This is a genomic window from Stenotrophomonas sp. 2YAF26 (assembly GCF_052114625.1).
Taxonomy (GTDB): Bacteria; Pseudomonadota; Gammaproteobacteria; order Xanthomonadales; family Xanthomonadaceae; genus Stenotrophomonas; species Stenotrophomonas indicatrix.
On the sequence record NZ_JBFRFC010000004.1, the window covers coordinates 196,661 to 213,048 of the forward strand.

Annotated in this window: 16 protein-coding genes and 1 tRNA gene; 12 read left to right on the plus strand and 5 right to left on the minus strand. The window is 66.7% G+C overall.

What is annotated here, in order from left to right:
• The first annotated feature begins 222 nt into the window (after positions 1-222).
• The 4 genes from AB4Y98_RS06430 to AB4Y98_RS06445 all read left to right on the plus strand — a co-directional run bounded on the left by AB4Y98_RS06430 (position 223) and on the right by AB4Y98_RS06445 (position 5,900).
• A complete protein-coding gene (locus AB4Y98_RS06430; RefSeq protein ID WP_442244011.1) occupies positions 223-1,677 on the plus strand; it encodes a SulP family inorganic anion transporter in 1,455 nt (484 codons plus the stop codon).
• Between the two features lie 192 nt (positions 1,678-1,869).
• The gene (locus tag AB4Y98_RS06435) at positions 1,870-2,736 is read left to right on the plus strand and encodes a lysozyme inhibitor LprI family protein (RefSeq protein ID WP_442244012.1); all 867 of its coding nucleotides are present in this window, start codon (positions 1,870-1,872) and stop codon (positions 2,734-2,736) included.
• A gap of 129 nt (positions 2,737-2,865) precedes the next feature.
• Positions 2,866-3,456, plus strand: a complete 591-nt coding sequence (locus AB4Y98_RS06440; protein ID WP_442244013.1) for a lysozyme inhibitor LprI family protein — start codon at positions 2,866-2,868, stop codon at positions 3,454-3,456.
• A 41-nt stretch (positions 3,457-3,497) separates the two neighbouring features.
• Entirely contained in the window at positions 3,498-5,900 is a 2,403-nt protein-coding gene (locus tag AB4Y98_RS06445) for a peptidoglycan-binding protein (RefSeq protein ID WP_442244014.1), read from the plus strand.
• 57 nt (positions 5,901-5,957) lie between these two features.
• On the opposite strand, the gene AB4Y98_RS06450 is transcribed toward AB4Y98_RS06445, so the two are convergent.
• Positions 5,958-6,536: a hypothetical protein gene (locus tag AB4Y98_RS06450; RefSeq protein ID WP_442244015.1), complete on the minus strand. Its 579-nt coding sequence runs from the start codon at positions 6,534-6,536 to the stop codon at positions 5,958-5,960.
• 145 nt (positions 6,537-6,681) lie between these two features.
• Here AB4Y98_RS06450 and dusA point away from each other — a divergent pair, with 145 nt between their 5' ends.
• From dusA to AB4Y98_RS06470, 4 genes are all read left to right on the plus strand, one after another.
• Entirely contained in the window at positions 6,682-7,713 is a 1,032-nt protein-coding gene (dusA, locus tag AB4Y98_RS06455) for a tRNA dihydrouridine(20/20a) synthase DusA (protein WP_312787151.1), read from the plus strand.
• A gap of 212 nt (positions 7,714-7,925) precedes the next feature.
• Positions 7,926-8,294 carry a hypothetical protein gene (locus AB4Y98_RS06460; RefSeq protein ID WP_025878314.1) on the plus strand — a complete coding sequence of 123 codons (369 nt, stop codon included), beginning with the start codon at positions 7,926-7,928 and terminating at the stop codon, positions 8,292-8,294.
• 72 nt (positions 8,295-8,366) lie between these two features.
• Positions 8,367-9,050: a response regulator transcription factor gene (locus AB4Y98_RS06465; RefSeq protein ID WP_004136763.1), complete on the plus strand. Its 684-nt coding sequence runs from the start codon at positions 8,367-8,369 to the stop codon at positions 9,048-9,050.
• A 22-nt stretch (positions 9,051-9,072) separates the two neighbouring features.
• Positions 9,073-10,497: an ATP-binding protein gene (locus AB4Y98_RS06470; RefSeq protein ID WP_032978238.1), complete on the plus strand. Its 1,425-nt coding sequence runs from the start codon at positions 9,073-9,075 to the stop codon at positions 10,495-10,497.
• Between the two features lie 85 nt (positions 10,498-10,582).
• Here the strand turns inward: AB4Y98_RS06470 and AB4Y98_RS06475 are convergent, their stop codons facing one another.
• Together AB4Y98_RS06475 and AB4Y98_RS06480 are read right to left on the minus strand one after the other, a co-directional pair.
• Complete coding sequence (locus tag AB4Y98_RS06475) at positions 10,583-11,374, minus strand: zinc-dependent peptidase (RefSeq protein WP_428704076.1); 792 nt, start codon at positions 11,372-11,374, stop codon at positions 10,583-10,585.
• Positions 11,341-11,616, minus strand: coding sequence for a hypothetical protein (locus AB4Y98_RS06480; protein WP_088100739.1), 276 nt, complete (start codon positions 11,614-11,616; stop codon positions 11,341-11,343). The genes AB4Y98_RS06475 and AB4Y98_RS06480 overlap by 34 nt, the downstream gene beginning before the upstream one ends.
• Positions 11,617-11,759: 143 nt before the next feature.
• Between AB4Y98_RS06480 and birA the strand changes: the two genes are divergently transcribed.
• The 4 genes from birA (at position 11,760) to AB4Y98_RS06500 (ending at position 14,413) form a co-directional block, all read left to right on the plus strand.
• The gene (gene birA, locus AB4Y98_RS06485; RefSeq protein WP_442244016.1) at positions 11,760-12,725 is read left to right on the plus strand and encodes a bifunctional biotin--[acetyl-CoA-carboxylase] ligase/biotin operon repressor BirA; all 966 of its coding nucleotides are present in this window, start codon (positions 11,760-11,762) and stop codon (positions 12,723-12,725) included.
• Complete coding sequence (locus tag AB4Y98_RS06490; RefSeq protein ID WP_025878323.1) at positions 12,722-13,453, plus strand: type III pantothenate kinase; 732 nt, start codon at positions 12,722-12,724, stop codon at positions 13,451-13,453. The genes birA and AB4Y98_RS06490 overlap by 4 nt, the downstream gene beginning before the upstream one ends.
• Before the next feature lie 9 nt (positions 13,454-13,462).
• Complete coding sequence (locus AB4Y98_RS06495; protein ID WP_105163274.1) at positions 13,463-14,296, plus strand: SPOR domain-containing protein; 834 nt, start codon at positions 13,463-13,465, stop codon at positions 14,294-14,296.
• 41 nt (positions 14,297-14,337) lie between these two features.
• Positions 14,338-14,413, plus strand: a tRNA-Thr gene (locus AB4Y98_RS06500).
• A gap of 58 nt (positions 14,414-14,471) precedes the next feature.
• On the opposite strand, the gene AB4Y98_RS06505 is transcribed toward AB4Y98_RS06500, so the two are convergent.
• Together AB4Y98_RS06505 and AB4Y98_RS06510 are read right to left on the minus strand one after the other, a co-directional pair.
• A complete protein-coding gene (locus AB4Y98_RS06505; RefSeq protein ID WP_312110407.1) occupies positions 14,472-14,876 on the minus strand; it encodes a hypothetical protein in 405 nt (134 codons plus the stop codon).
• Positions 14,877-15,376: 500 nt separating this feature from the next.
• Positions 15,377-16,312 (minus strand): hypothetical protein, encoded by a 936-nt coding sequence (locus AB4Y98_RS06510; protein ID WP_442244017.1) that lies wholly within the window; start codon positions 16,310-16,312, stop codon positions 15,377-15,379.
• Positions 16,313-16,388 lie beyond the last annotated feature (76 nt).

Genomic DNA, 16,388 nt, shown 5'->3' on the forward strand with positions numbered 1-16,388 from the left:
AGAGCGGAGCCATGCTCCGCCGCCTTTCACGCAGTCTGGCCTACCTCCGGCTCATCGGCTGCAGTAAACTCCGCCCCTCCCACGCTACCCGACGACACACTGCAGTGATCACGCCACCCTGACCCTTGCCGCCCATCGGCAGCCGGCCCATCCGGCTCAGGAATCCGTGTCTTTCCACTGCAGCGCCACGTGGCCTCGCCCGCGTGTGCGCGGAGCTTTTCCATGCAAACGTCCTATCCCCTGCGCCAGCAATGGCTCGGCAACCTCCGTGGTGATCTGTTGTCCGGCGCCGTTGTTGCCCTGGCGCTGATTCCCGAAGCAATCGCCTTCTCGCTTATCGCCGGCGTCGATCCCAAGGTCGGCCTGTACGCCGCGTTCTCCATCGCGGTGATCACTGCCATCGCCGGTGGCCGTCCGGGCATGATCTCCGCCGCCACCGGTGCGATGGCGCTGGTGATGGTCGATCTCGTTCGTGATCACGGCCTGCAGTACCTGTTCGCCGCCAGCATCCTGGCCGGCCTGCTGCAGGTAGTGGCTGGCCTGTTCAAGCTTGGCTCGCTGATGCGTTTTGTTTCGCGCTCGGTCATCACCGGCTTCGTCAATGCGCTGGCCATCCTGATCTTCCTGGCCCAGATGCCCGAGCTGATCGGTCGCGGTCCTGCGGTCTACGTACTGTGTGCTGCCGCGCTGGCCATCATCTACCTGCTGCCACGCGTCACCCGTGCCGTGCCATCGCCTCTGGTGGCGATCATCGTGCTCACCGCCGTGGTCATCGGCTTCGGCATCGATGTGCGCACGGTGGGCGACATGGGCCAGCTGCCCGACAGCCTGCCGTACTTCCTCATCCCGGATGTGCCCTTCACCTGGGAAACGCTGCGCATCCTGCTGCCCGTGTCGGCCACGCTGGCGGTGGTCGGCCTGCTCGAATCGATGATGACCCTGCAGATTGTCGAAGACATCACCGAGACGCCCAGTGAGCGCAACCGCGAGTGCGTCGGCCAGGGCCTGGCCAACACGGTCACCGGTTTCCTCGGTGGCATGGCCGGCTGCGCGATGATCGGCCAGTCGGTCATCAACGTGACCTCCGGTGGGCGAGGCCGCCTGTCCTGCCTTGTGGCTGGCGTACTGCTGCTGGTGCTGGTGGTGTACGGCAGCGACCTGGTGCGGCAGATCCCGATGGCCGCACTGGTGGCGGTGATGATCATGGTCAGCATCGGCACCTTCAGCTGGCGCTCGTTGCGCGACCTGCGCACGCATCCGCGCAGCTCCTCGGCAGTGATGCTGTTGACCGTGGTGGTCACCGTGGCCACCCATGATCTGGCCAAGGGTGTCCTCAGCGGCGTGCTGCTGTCGGCGCTGTTCTTCGCCCGCAAGGTCGGCCACATGCTCGACGTGCAGCGCGAAGACGTTGCGGACATGCAGGTCTACCGCGTGCGCGGCCAGGTGTTCTTCGCCTCCGCCGGGCAGCTGGGTGCGGCGTTCGACTACCAGCACGTGGCGCCGAAGGTACAGATCGACCTGCGCGACGCCCATCTATGGGACCTGACCGCCGTCGCCGCGCTGGAACGCGCAGGGGAAAAGCTGGCCGCGCACGGCGCCGAAGTCAGTGTTGTCGGCCTCAACGCCGCCAGCCAGACGCTGATCGAACAGGTGGGAGGGCGCGGCGGCGCGCATTGACCGCGCGCTCGCGGCTCCATGCCTCGGACTGGCCAGGCAGTTTCTGCGACGCCGTCCGCGCAAGCTGAATTCAGTCAGCCATCTGAAACCGCCGCTGTCGTAGGATCTGCACCGTGATCGGGGCCGATGGACGGTCCCTCCCCGCCGGCACCCGCTGGCGACACGCAAGGGAGATACAGGCTGATGCAGGCAATGGATGCCCGTCGGGGCAATGAACAGATCGTCTCCGGCCGTCGGTACTGGAAGGTGCTGGCCCTGTGCCTGGCGCTCACCGCGTGCCAGGCACCTTCTTCCCCTGCATCGGCCGAAGCGGCGGCCACCCCGGCACCGCTCGCCGCGGCATCGCCGGCAACCGCCCCCAACCCAGCGACCGGTGATTCCTCTGGGTACCCTGATGCCTCCTACACAGATGGTCGCCTGCGCCCGGCTTATGGCTGGTGCGTGGATGGCGTGGAGGATGCGGGCATGCTGCAGGCCTGCGGCAAGGATGAACTGGCCTATCAGGAGGGGCGCCTGGAAGAAGGTGCCAGCAAAGCCGTGACCGGGCTCGACGGTGCTGCCAAGCATGCGTTCCTGGCTACCCAGGCGACCTGGCGCAGCGATACCGATCGGCATTGCGCCGCTCCGGCCAATGCCGGTGTGGATGACCTGCAGAAGGCACAGGAGTGCCGCCTGTTCCGTGTGGCCAACCGCGCCGACGCATTGCTGGCGCAGAGCGGCCCGCCCGATACCTCCTACACCCAGGCAACGCTTCGACCGGAATTCATCCGCTGTGTGCAGCAGGCCCGTGGCATGAACGACCATATCCAGGCCTGCGGCGATACCGAGCTGGCCTACCACCAGACGCAGCTGCAGGCCGAAGTGGCGCGCCTGATGAACGGCCCCGACGGTCCGGCCAAGGACCGCTGGATGGACGAACAGGCCACTTGGGCCGAGGACACCGACAAGCGCTGCAGCCCGGGTACAGAGAGCGTGGGCCAGGCGCTGGACGCGCAGTCGTGCCTCATCAACCGCTACGCCAACCGCGCGGAGGAACTGCAGGCGCGCGAGCGGCGTTGATGTCGGCTGAAACCTGAATTCAGTCAGGCATCGGCATTCTGCGCTGGCGTAGCATCCTCACCGTGATGGGGCCGATGGACGGCTCCTCTTTGCCGACCCACCCGGCGACTCACCAGGGAGAAGCAAGCAATGCAAGCCTTGAGCGCGCCTGCGCGCATTGATCGATCCGCCTTTGAAATCCGACGCGGAATTGCGCTGGTGCTGTGCCTGTTGCTGGGCGCCTGCCAGGCCCCTTCGGCCGACAGCGCCACGGTTGCCGCTGCCGCCAGTGCAGATGAGCCCACACCGGCAGCCACATCGACACCGGCCAGCGCGACGCCTGCAACTGCAGCCGCCGATGCCGACGCGGATGCCGAAGACTTTCCCGCGCCGCTGCCCGATGCCTCCTACACCCAGGCCAACCTGCGTTCTACGTACACCCGTTGCGTGGACGCCAGCGAAGCGGTGACAGCACGCCTGCAGGCATGTGGCGACGAGGAGTTGAGTTACCAGGAAGACCGCTTGGCCGAGATCGTCGCCGGTGTCGTGGCAAGTCCCGACAGCAAGGCCAAGGATGACTGGATGGATGCGCAGGCTGCCTGGTGGTCGGACACCAATCGCCATTGCCGCTGGGATCCCAAAACCGATGGCCAGGGCCAGAGGTTGGACGCGCAGTCGTGCCGCATCAACCGCGTGGCCAACCGCGTTGACCAGCTGCAGGCCGCTGCACGGAGCAAGTGACCTCAATCCACCGCATTGCCAACTGAGAGGAGTCCTTCGACATGGATGTAGTGACCGATGCAAGGAAGGCGATGGAACACTGGCATCGCGGCCAGACCTCCGCCCGTTTTGAAACCGACAACCGTGGTCCAGGCTGGATTTCCTCGGGCAAGGGTGACCATGGCGGCGTGTCCTATGGCAGCTACCAGTTCGCCAGCGCCGTTGGCGGGGTGGACGAGTACCTGAAGTCGTCCCGCTATGCGGACCAGTTCCACGGCCTGAAGCCTGCGACGGAAGCCTTCAGCGAGCGCTGGAAAGCGGTGGCCGCACGCGACGAAAAGGGCTTCGCCCAGGAACAGCACGATTTCATCCAGCACCAGTATTACGACGTGCAGATGGATCGCCTGAAGAAGGTCGGCGTGGACCTGCAAGGTCGCGGCCCTGCCGTGCAGGACGCGCTGTGGAGCACGTCGGTGCAGTATCGCAACATGACCCGTGGTGTATTCCAGAATGGCCTGAAACAAGCCTATGGTGATGATTACAAGCTGTCCGAGCTGAGTGACGAGCAGATTGTCAGGGCCGTGCAGGATTACAAGCACGCCAACGTCCAGCGCCATTTCGAGAGCTCGCCCAAGCAGTGGGATTCGCTGCGCGAGCGCACGCTCAATGAAAAGTCCGAGCTGGTTGCGCTGGCGCGCTACGACAGGATCAACCACGACCCGCAGCCGTACCTGGGCAAGACCTACGAACAGGCGTTCGGCGAGCCGGCGCATCGTCAGTCCGCCGCGCGCCCGGCGCGTGCACCGATGGCCGACGGTGTGCTGGTGCAGGGCGAACGCGGCAATGAAGTGCTCGCGCTGCAGCAGAAGCTGGCGCAGGCCGGCTACACCGGTGTGGATGGCAAGGTGCTGAAGCCCGACGGCGATTTCGGCAGCGATACCTACCACGCGGTGCGTCAGTTCCAGAAGGCGCATGGGCTGGAAGAAGATGGCAAGGCGGGGCGTGACACGCTGTCTGCACTGAACGCCGGGGTTCGCCCACCCGCACAGACACCGGCACCGCCATCGGTACCCTCGCCGGAACGCCACGAGCCGAAGGCGCCCTCTACGGATGGTGCGCCGGTGGCGGCCGCCCCCGGTGGCGGCCGCATCACGGTGATCGAGCCCTACGGCAATGTCACCAGCAACCGCACGCTGGCCCACGGCATCAGTGGCGAAACGGCCTATCGCGAACTGAAGATCCATCATCCCAACACCAATGCCGAAGCCGTGCGCACCGGCGATGCCCGCAAGGCCGACCGCCAATCGGGCATGGTCGAAGGCGAGATGGAGAACATCCGCACACGTGAGGACAAGAATGACATTCCGCTGGTGCGCAAGGACCTGATCCTCACCGATCGCCTGGGCAGTCGCGATGTGATGATTCCGAACCCGGTGGCCGGCTACGCGCAGTTCAACAAGGACGCGACCAATTCGATCAGCCTCTACAGCCACCCGGCCGGCGATCCGCGCCGTGAGCTGGTAGGCCAGGTGCTGCACGGCGCCGCTGGCACGTCGCCCTACAAGAACGGTGACTTCGTCGAGTACGGCGCTCCGCTGATCCAGCAGTCGAACGCCGGCAGCAAACCGGTGCACGCGCATATCGAAGTAGAGCCAGCGCAGTTCCGCCGCTACCTCGGCGACATGCTCAACGACCGCATCACCCTCGGCGGCAAGGTACACGCGCAGGGGCCCGAAGCCGCGCAGGCCGCACGTGCCACGCAGCAGGCGCCGATGGCTGATGGCATGCTGGTGAAGGGCGAACGCGGTGACGAGGTCAAAGCGCTGCAGGGCAAGCTGGCGGCACTGGGCCACGTGGGCGCCGACGGCAAGCCGCTGGCGACCGATGGCATCTACGGCAAGGACACCTTTGCGGCGGTCAAGCAGTTCCAGGCCAACAACGGCCTGGAGCAGGATGGCAAGGCTGGCCGCCAAACCCTGGGCCGATTGGACGACCCGGCCGCAGTGAAGGCCGGCGCGCAGACCGCCGCCGCCCCGGCGCGCACCGAACCGACCGCACCGGCAGCGCCCAGCATGCGCGATCCTTCGCATGCCGAGAATCCGCGCTTCAACCAGGCCCTGGAGAAACTGCAGGAGCTGCAGCAGCAGCGTGCGCAGGCCGGGCTGTGCCCGCTGTTCGCCAACGCGCAGGAAACCGAACGCGCCGCTGGACAGCTCGCCTACGAAAGCAAGGTCGCCGGCATGCACCAGATCGATCATGTGGTCGCACGCCCGGATGGCAGCGGCTTGTTCGCCGTGCAGGGCAATGTCGGCGACCCGGCCGCGCAGCGCACCTTCGTCGACAGCCGACAGGCCGTGTCGCAGTCGGTCGAGGCCAGCACCCGCCAGAGCGAGGAACTGGATGTCCAGTTCAACCAGCGCGTGCAGGAACAGCAGCAGGAGCAGGTGCGCAACCGCGGCCTGTAAGCCTGCTGCACTGTGGCCGAAGGCTCCGGGCCCAACGACCCGGGGCCTTCTGCGGATTCACTCTGCAGGGCCGACCCGCCGGTACACCCCGAACTGGGTACTGCGCTGGCCCATCGGGATGATCAGGGCCAGCAGGACCGCGCCTCCGCCTACCTGCTTCACCACCAGATCGTTTTCCACAGTGCAGGAGAGTTCCACGCGCGACCAGACGCAGCCGGCGCCGGCCTCGCCCGGTTTGCACGATGACCACCGGTTGATGACCAGCTGTTCTCCTTGGGTGCTGTAGCTCCTGCTGGAAGCGCTGCCTGCAGCCTCGATGCCGGTGCCGTCGGCGGCATGGAAGCGGGCCACCAGCCGGCTCGCCTCCTGGTGGATCGTGACCTGGTGGATGTCCTTGTTGTAGTCGCCAAAGAGCCTGGAAAGCGCACCGATGGGTGCATTTTCCTGCCCCGCCGACAGGTAGGCCGGCCGGTTGTCGAAGGTGGCGCCTTCGGTGAAGTCGCATCGTGGGCCCGGCCTGATTTCGGTGAGGCGTGCGTCGCGGACGCTGCTGCAACCACTGCCCAGGGCCAGTCCCGCCAGCAGGGTGAGGCAGGCGAGGCCAGAGCCCGCCAGCGAGGATGCAGTCGGTTTCATTGTGGCTTCCCTTCCAACAGGCGCGGTGCAACAGGAACTCGCGTGCCGAGTATCCCCACGCAACGGCGGCAGCGGCAACCCGGCCTGCAACCCGGCTGCCCGTCGCCATTCATCCGCCCGGTGTAAACTATTGATCTCACTGGCAATGCCAGTCTCCACGATCAACCGCCCGATGACGTCCGCCACCGCCCGTTACGCTGATTCCCTGCGTCTGTCCGTCGCCCCGATGATGGACTGGACCGACCGCCATTGCCGGGTGTTCCACCGCCTGCTGGCACCGGGTGTGCGGCTGTACACCGAAATGGTGCACGCCAATGCGGTCATCCATGGCGATCGCCAGCGCCTGCTCGGTTTCGATGCCAGCGAACAACCGCTGGCACTGCAGCTCGGTGGCAGCGATCCGGCCCTGCTGGCGCAGGCCGCGCGCATCGCCGCCGATTGGGGCTACGACGAGGTCAACCTCAACTGCGGCTGCCCGTCCGACCGCGTGCAGGCCGGGCGCTTCGGTGCCTGCCTGATGCGCGAGCCGGTGCTGGTGGCCGAATGCGTGTCGGCCATGGTCGAGGCGGTTGACATCCCGGTGACGGTGAAATGCCGCCTGGGCGTGGACGAGGACGACAACTACGACGTATTCGCCAGCTTCGTCGACCGCCAGGTTGAGGCCGGCGCCGCGATGGTAGTGGTGCACGCCCGCAATGCCTGGCTGAAGGGCCTGTCGCCGAAGGAGAACCGCGAGGTTCCGCCGTTGAAGTACGACTGGGCCTACCGGCTGAAGCAGGAGCGCCCGGCACTGCCGGTGGTGCTCAACGGCGGCTTGGCCAGCATCGAGGCTGTGCAGGCGCAGGCCGCGCACGTCGATGGCGTGATGCTGGGCCGCGCGGCCTACCACGATCCCTACCTGCTGCATCAGCTGGAAGCGCTGCAGACCGGCGCGCCGCTGCGTGCGCGCGGTGAGCTGCTGCGCGCTCTGCGCCCGTACATCGACGCCCGCCTGGGCGAGGGCCTGGCCCTGAAGCACATCACCCGCCACATCCTCGGCCTGTTCCACGGACAGCCCGGTGGCCGCGCATTCCGCCAGGTGCTGAGCGAGGGCGCCCATCGTCCCGGTGCCGACTGGACGTTGATCGAGCAGGCGCTGGCAGTCACCGAACGCGAAGCCGACCGTGCCGCTGCGTGACGTCAGTCACATTCCTGACTTGACAAGGGCGGCCGTTTCGTCCCGAATGTTCACTTAGCTGAACAACGGTCTGGAGCATCTGGAAAAGTTCAGACCGGATTCACTGCCCGAAACCAAGAATTTGCAAAAGATTTGTAAAACGCCGGGTTCCATTCCGGTGCCCGGATTTACGACTTTTGAACGAATCGCCGTGCTCGGCTAGGATCGCATCGATGTCTTCCGCTCCCTTCCACCGCTGTATTGCCCTGGCCACCTGCGTGGTCCTGGCGGCTGCCCCGCTGTCTTCGGCGCTGGCGCAGGACCCGCAGCGGGAACAGGGGCGCGCAGAAATGATGGAGCGTGGAGGCCGTGGCGCCAGCAACGAGCGCTCGCTGTCCGATGCCGTGCGCCGCGTGCAGCGCACCACCGGTGGCCACATCCTGGGCGCCGAGCGTGTGCCGTTCGATGGTCGTGACATCAACCGGGTCAAATACATGGACGACCGCGGTCGGGTCCGCTACATGGACGACCCCGCCCCGGCACGTTCACAGCCGCGCACGCCGCGGTCGGATATGTCATCACTACGCGGCGATAACCCCTGAACAGGGATAGTTGTCGCTATCAACCCGTACCCACAGGCCTCCGGGCCGCACCCAGCACACTAGGGAGAGTTCATGCGTATCCTTCTGGTCGAAGACGAAGCCCCGCTGCGTGAGACCCTGGCAGCCCGGCTCAAGCGCGAAGGTTTTGCCGTCGATGCAGCGCAGGACGGCGAAGAAGGCCTGTACATGGGCCGCGAAGTGCCGTTCGACGTCGGCATCATCGACCTTGGCCTGCCCAAGATGTCGGGCATGGAGCTGATCAAGGCCCTGCGCGACGAAGGCAAGAAGTTCCCGGTGCTGATCCTGACCGCGCGTTCGAGCTGGCAGGACAAGGTCGAGGGCCTGAAGCAGGGCGCCGACGATTACCTGGTCAAGCCGTTCCATGTGGAAGAGCTGCTGGCCCGCGTCAACGCGCTGCTGCGCCGCGCCGCAGGCTGGAGCAAGCCGACCCTGGAATGCGGCCCGGTTGCTTTGGATCTGGCAGCGCAGACCGTCAGCGTGGCCGGCAGCAATGTCGACCTCACCAGCTACGAGTACAAGGTGCTGGAGTACCTGATGATGCATGCCGGAGAACTGGTCTCCAAGGCCGACCTCACCGAGCACATCTACCAGCAGGACTTCGATCGTGATTCGAACGTGCTGGAAGTGTTCATTGGCCGCCTGCGCAAGAAGCTGGACCCGGATGGCGAACTGAAGCCGATCGAGACCGTGCGCGGTCGTGGCTACCGTTTCGCGATTCCGCGCAACGAGGGCTGAGGCCTTCAGCAGGCGATAAACGATGTCCGGCCGTCTGTGGTTCTTCCGACGCTGGCGGCCGCGCTCTCTGCAGGCGCGCCAGATGTTCGCCGCGTCCGTGGGTCTGGTCGCGTTCCTGGCCCTGGCCGGTTACGCGCTTGATGCCGCCTTCGCCGATACGGCGAAGGCGAACCTGCGCGAGCGCCTGAAGAACTATGCCACCGCCTATGCGGCCGGCATCGACTTCACCCGCGACCGCTCGCTGTACATCCGCGAGCAGCCGCCGGATCCGCGTTTCGACGTGCCCGGCAGCGGCCTGTACCTCCAGGTCGTCATGCCCGACGGCAAGGGCAATTCGATGTCCGCCGAAGGCCCGATGCTGCCCACGGTCGGCGGTGGCCTGCTGGCCCCGCGCCAGGAAGTCTTCGAAGGCCCGCTGCCGATGATCCAGATCGACGGCAGCCAGGGCTCGGTGTATCGCTACGGCCTGGGCCTGGTGTGGGATGCCGACGCCGACCCGGCCACCGAATTCCCGTACACCATCTACGTGATGGAAGACTCGCGTGCGTTGGGTGCGCAGCTGCGCGTGTTCCGCAGCCGGGTCTGGTTCTACCTGGGCGGCATCGGCCTGATCCTGCTGCTGCTGCAGACGGTCATCCTGCAGTGGAGCCTGCGCCCGTTGCGGCGGGTGATTACCGAACTGACCAAGGTCCAGCGCGGCGAGACCGAGCGCATGAGCGAACGACACCCGCGCGAGCTGGAGCCGTTGACCGACAGCATCAATGCCTTCATCGAGGGCGAGCGTGAGAACCTCGAACGCCAGCGCAATACCCTGGCCGACCTGGCGCACAGCCTGAAGACGCCAATTGCGGTGCTGCGTACGCAGATGGACAGCGGCGCCGGCGATGGCGCCCTGCGCGAAGAGCTGGACGTGCAGCTGCAGCGCATGAACAACCTGGTGTCCTACCAGCTGGCACGCGCGGCCTCGTCGGGCCACAAGCTGTTCTCGGCACCGCTGCCGATCGAATCCAACGCCGAGGAGATCGTGCGCGGCCTGGAGAAGGTCTATGCGTCCAAGGGCGTACTGTGCGAATTCGACATCGACCCGGCCGCGCGCTTCCACGGCGAACCGGGTGACCTGCAGGAACTGCTGGGCAACCTGCTGGAGAACGCGTTCAAGTGGGCCAAGCGCCGCGTGCTGCTGACCGCGCAGCCGTTGCCGGCGCCGAATGCGCGTCGCGCCGGTCTGCTGCTGGCGGTGGATGACGATGGCCCGGGTATTGCTCCGGAGGACATCGGCAAGGTGCTGCAGCGTGGCGTGCGCGGCGATGAGCGCGTACAGGGCCACGGCATCGGCCTGTCGATCGTGCAGGACCTGATCAAGGACTACCGCGGCGAGCTGCAGGTGTCCCGCTCCAGCGAACTGGGCGGCGCCCGTTTCGAAGTGCGGCTGCCGCCGGGGCCGTAAGCCTCCGCACTCGGTAGTGCCGGCCGCTGGCCGGCAACCTCATGATCTTCGATGGCATTGCCAGGTTTCCGGCCAGCGGCCGGCGCTACCGTATTTCTATCCTCGGCGGCTCGCCGTAGAACCGCCTGAGATGCGCAGCCACCTCCGGCAACGCTTCGGACAGCAGGTCCGGCGCAGAGAAGTGGTACTCACTGGCCACCGCGAAGAACTCTTCCGGCGCCTCTGCCGCATACGGATCGATCAGTGTTTCCACGCCGGCATCCACCTGCGCACAGAACGCGTCGTACGATCTCTGGAAGTCAGCTGCCCACTCGCGTTGCCACGCACGCGGCAACGGTGGCGTGCCGTCCATCGCACCGTCGAGCGCATCCAGCTTGTGCACCATCTCATGCACGGCCACGCAGTAACCCTCATGCGGTGCCGCCAGATCGGCCTGCACATCGGCCCACGAAAGAATCAGCGGACCGCTGTCCCACGACTCGCCGATCAGCTCGTCATCCCACTCGTGCAGTACCCCGGCGGCATCCATGTGGCTGCGATGCACGCGGAACGCATCGGGGTAGACGATCAGCTGCGACCAGCCTTCCAGCCCCACCTCGCCGAACTCCAGCAGCGGCAGGCAGCACAGTGCGGCCAGCAGCACGCCATCGGCCGGCTGCAGCTGCAGGTCGCCGATCGGGGAGATGGTTTTCTCATGCAGGAAACGCGTGGTCAGCGCGCGCAGGCGTGCATGCCGTTCGTCGTCCAGGCCGCGCAACCACGCTGCGCGGTGGCAGGCATCGTTCCAGTGTGCGTCTTCGATCGGTCGCGGCGCGGGCCGCAACCACTGCAGCAACGACTTGATCAGCGGAACATACCCGGCAGGTAGCTGTGCCACTTCGGCGCACGGATGCGCTGCAGTACATCGTCGTCGCCGCCACCGCCGCTGCTGGTCGCGGCGGCCGGACGTACCGGTGCCGGCTTGGCGGCCGTCGCTGTCGGCGTGTTGGTCGGTGTGCGCTGCGAGGCTGCATCGCTGGCCGAGTAGACGCAGGCGCCACGGCTGTCATCAAGCGCTGCTGTTGCAGACGCCGCAAAGGGCATCGTCAGCAGGATCAGGCAATGGGCATAACGGCGCATTGACGACATCCACGTTAAGGGAAGGTGAGTTCCCGATTCTAGCCCGAACCCGGCGCCAGATTGGAAGCCCGCCGGAACCGGGGCTGGCGGGCGTCGCTGGCGGGTTTCCCGCATAATTCCGTCCTGACCTTGTGGAAGCTGCCGTGGACGATCGCCAATTGCTGGCCAAACTCGCTGCCGGTCGCCTGTCCGGCGACGCCCTGGCCCGTGAGCTGGGCCAGACCCGGGCCGCCATTTGGAAGCGTATTCAAGGGCTTAGGGCCGCCGGCGTTGAGGTTGAAGGGCGTGCAGGCGAGGGTTACGGGCTGACCCGGCCGGTCGACCTGCTGGAAGCCGGAGCCATCCGCGCCGGCCTGCCCAAGGAGGCCGCAACACTGTTGCACGACCTGCAGGTGGTCTGGACGGTGGATTCCACCAACGCCGAATTGCTGCGCTGCAGCGCGCCCCAGCGCGGTGTCAGCGTCCTGTTGGCCGAGCGCCAGACCGGCGGCCGTGGCCGTCGCGGGCGCACCTGGGCGTCGCCGCTGGCCGCGCATGTGTATCTGTCGGTGCTGCGCCTGTTCGAGGGTGGGCTCGGCCGCTTGGCCGGGCTGAGCCTGGTCGCCGGCGTCGCCGTGGCCGAAGCCCTGCACGACCTGGGCTACACGCAGGCGCAGCTGAAGTGGCCGAACGACGTGCTGGTCGATGGCCGCAAGCTGGTGGGCCTGCTGGCCGAGGGTGGTGGCGAATACGCCGGCCCGGCGCGTGCAGTGATCGGCATCGGCATCAACGTGCACATGCCGCCGGCGTTCGCCGAACAGATCACCCAGCCATGGGTGGACCTGGACACGCTGGCCGGCGCATCGGTGGATCGCAACACGGTGGTGGCCGCGGTGCTGGCACGCCTGCTGCCGGCGCTGGAAGCGTTCGATCGCGAAGGGCTGGCACCGTTCCTGCCGCGCTATGCAGCGTTCGACATGCTGGCCGGGCGCGAAGTGCGCGTGCAGCTGGATGGCGAATGGCAGCACGGTACCGCGCTCGGCTTGGCTGACGATGGCGCGTTGCGCGTGCGTATCGATGGCCGCGAGCGCCTGCTGCATGCCGGCGAAGTCAGTGTGAGAAAAGCATGAGCGACTGGTTGTTCGATCTGGGCAATTCGCGCTTCAAGTTCGCGCCGTTGCAGGGTGACCGTGCCGGTGACGTGCAGGCCTGGGCGCATGGCGCCGAAGGCATGGCCGGGCAACCGCCGCACAGCCTGCCCAGTGGCGGCACCGCGTTTGTGGCCAGCGTCGCCGCGCCGTCGCTGACCAGCGCGATGCTGGATCAGCTGCAGCGCCGCTTCGAGCACGTGCATGTGGTGCGCACCAGCGCCCAGTGTGCGGGTGTACGCATTGCCTACGCCAAGCCGGAAAAATTCGGTGTCGACCGCTTCCTGGCGCTGCTGGCTGCCGCCAAGGCACAGCGGCCGGTGCTGGTGGTCGGTGTCGGCACCGCGTTGACCATCGACCTGCTGGATGCCAACGGCCAGCATCACGGCGGACGCATTTCCGCCTCGCCTACCACCATGCGCGAGGCGCTGCACGCGCGCGCGGTGCAGCTGCCGGCCAGCGGCGGTGACTACAGCGAATTCGCCAACGACACCGCCGACGCGCTGGCCTCCGGCTGCGATGGTGCCGCCGTGGCGCTGGTTGAACGCAGCGCCCGCCAGGCACAGGCGCTGCTGGGCGTCATGCCGTCGCTGCTGGTGCATGGCGGTGGCGCACCCGCGCTGATGCCGCTGCTGGACGGCGCCGACTATCACCCCTCGCTGGTGCTGGATGGCCTCGCCCGCTGGGCGGTGCACCAGCCCGCAGGCTAGTATCGGCGCATGCTGACCCGTGCCCTGATCGTCGTGCTGGCGATCCTCAATCTTGGTGTTGCCACCTGGTGGCTGTTGCGCGATGAACCCGCGCGCGCGCCGTTGCCACCGCCCCCGACCGGCGTGGCCGAGCTGCGCTGGTTGCCCGGTGGCACCGATGCGGCTGTGGCCGCGCAGGCCTCGGCAGCGGCACCCACTGAAGCACTGGTGGAGCGTGAGGCAGCGCCGGCTACCGCAGTGGCCGCTGCACCCGCACCGGCAGCGGCGACACCTGCAGCACCCAGCAAGCCCGCCGAACCAGTGAAGGCGCCTGAGCCGGTGGCCGCCGTCGCCAAGCCAGCGCCGGAACCGGTGGCCGAGAAACCCGCAGGCCCTGCAGCACCGCCGCGCTGCCTGGCGCTGGGCCCGTTCGCCGACCGCGCCGCTGCCACCGCTGCGCAGAGCCGTGCGGGCAACCTGTTGAGCCAGGTGCGCCTGCGCGAGCAGCCCGCCGCCAGCGGCAGCGCCCGTTACCGCGTGCTGCTGCCCGCCGCCGCCAGCCGCGATGACGCGCAGGCCACGGTCAAGCGCATCGTCGCTGCCGGGCTGAGCGACTACTACATCATCAGCCAGGGCGACGAGACCAACGCCATTGCGCTGGGCCAGTACCGCAACCGCGAGGGCGCCGAACGGCGCATGGCCGCGGTGCAGGCCGCCGGCTTCCAGCCACGTCTGGTGGCCAGCGGCGATGCCGGCCAATGGTGGCTGGAAGGGCAGCTGGCCACCGGCAGTGAACCGGCCCAGGCGCAGCAGCGCAGCGGTGCCGCGCAGCAACGGTCGCTGGAATGCACGCGACTGCGCTAGAATTCCCCAACCACGGCGCTGCCGTAGGCGTTTCACCCCGTGCCGCTTTAGCTCAGTTGGTAGAGCAACTGTCTTGTAAACAGTAGGTCATCCGTTCGATTCGGATAAGCGGCACCATCTCCCGACAATCTCCATTGGCCCTTTTGTTGCATGGGGCCGGCTAGTGTCTGTGTGCCTACGCCGCATGCAGCTGCAGCTCCACATACTCCGCCAATCCCCGGCACGCCAGCAGCAGCCCTTCGCGCGTTCCGTCGCCGATCTGCTGCCGGTCTTCTCCATCGACCCGCACGCGCTCGGCAGCGTGGAATATTTCCAGCAAGGTGGTCAGCCCGGCAGCGGCGCGGTCGGCGCGTGCCATGGCCATGCCCTGGCCGGGTGTCAGCGCTGGACTGCGCCATGGCTGGCCGTCGGCACCATCGCCGTTGCGGATGCGCTGCAGGCAGCCCTGCAACGTAATCGGGTCCGGCACATCGACGGTGGCGGCGAACGCGGCTTCCAACGGCTGCGCAAGCTCGGGGGGCAGGCGTTCGGCGGCGTCGCCCAGCGTGGCGGTCAGATAGGGATAGTCAGGAACGGGCATGTGGGCAACCTCGGGTGCAAGAGAGGCGCCACCGCAGGGGGTGGCGGACGATGCGTGGTTTCCAATACCGGTGAGTTGAGAAGCCGGTGGGCGCGAGGCCCCCACGCACCGCCCGCCGTAACGCAGCAGACGGATTGCCAGCCGGCGCCACCCCCGAGGTGGTGGCGCCGGCTGACAAGCGTAAACAACTCAACTCATTCGGGATTGGAAGCCCCGGCCATCCGTCGTCGATGGCGATTCATCATGCGCACGCAGAATCACGGGGTGCCAGTCGATTGTTCCGATGGCATCGCGCTGTTTGAAAGGAAAAGTGAATTATCGCAATTGGCTTGTCGTGGCCAATCCCAAGGCAAAAACGACATCCTGCGCGGCGTGCTGTTGGATCATGAAACAGGCAGAAGCGCTGCAGTCGCACGGCGCAAAGCCGGCGCAACGTGTCAAGCCAGCTTAACCACGTCACCAAGCAATCCACTCAACCATCATACGCACCCGCGCGGCGATCAACGCGTCCCCGGATCACCCGGCACCAGGTGTCGCCACGGAAACACATCCTTGGCGAAATGGCTGGCATAGCCCCCCGTCGCGGCCTGAATGACCATGAACGACAACCGTGGGCGCATGGCCTGCAGCGTCTGCAGCTGCGCCACATCCAACGCGCTGTTGCGCAGCCGGAAGGTATGCAGCGCATCGAAGGCTTGGCTGGCGAACAAGCGCTCATAGGCCGCGAAAGGCGTGACCGCATCGGTCTCACGGGCATCAGCCCAGACGAATTGCAGCTCCGTCGATTCGCAGAAATCCAGCAGGCCCAAGGCAGGCAGGTTGCGTGATCCGGCAAGGTTGTCGATGAAGCGCTGCGTATCTGAGCCACCGCCGATGCGCAGGCTGTGCAGGTGCGGCAGCGGCACCTCGAAAAACGCGGCGTCCGGTGCATTCGGCACCACCAGTTCGCTGAGGTATGGCGCCCTGGAAACGAAGCGGGCGATCTCGCCAGCTTCTTCCATGAGGCTGCCCGCGCGCTGCACCAGCGACATGTTGTGGTCGGCCGGTTCTGTGGGGGAGATCGACAGCGAGCGCAGGCGTGGGAAACGCACATCGCTATCCAGCAGCGCGGTGAACTCCCACTCGCGCGTGCCATTGGCCCCCTCGTCCGGGCCGGTGAACGACAGCGACATGATCGCATCGGCCACGCCTTGGTCGGACAGGCAGGCCAGCGTCCACGCGAATGGCTCTTCCCATGGGTTGCCGAAGAACTCCACGTGCAGGCCACCGTACAACGGCGCCACGGTTACCCGTTCCTGTAAGGCTTCCCAGAGCGGGCTGGCTGGGTCCTCGATGTCCAGCTCATGCTCAGCCGCGCTGTCCAAGGTGAAGGCATGGATGCGTTGCTGCAGCGCCAGCAGCTGCTGCTGTGCGTGGCCGAAGGGTGGAGCTGTCATGTGTGCATACCGGACGTCCGTGTGATGCGCCCGATGATAGCGCTGGCCTGATGGCGGCGGTCTGCGGCCCGCGATC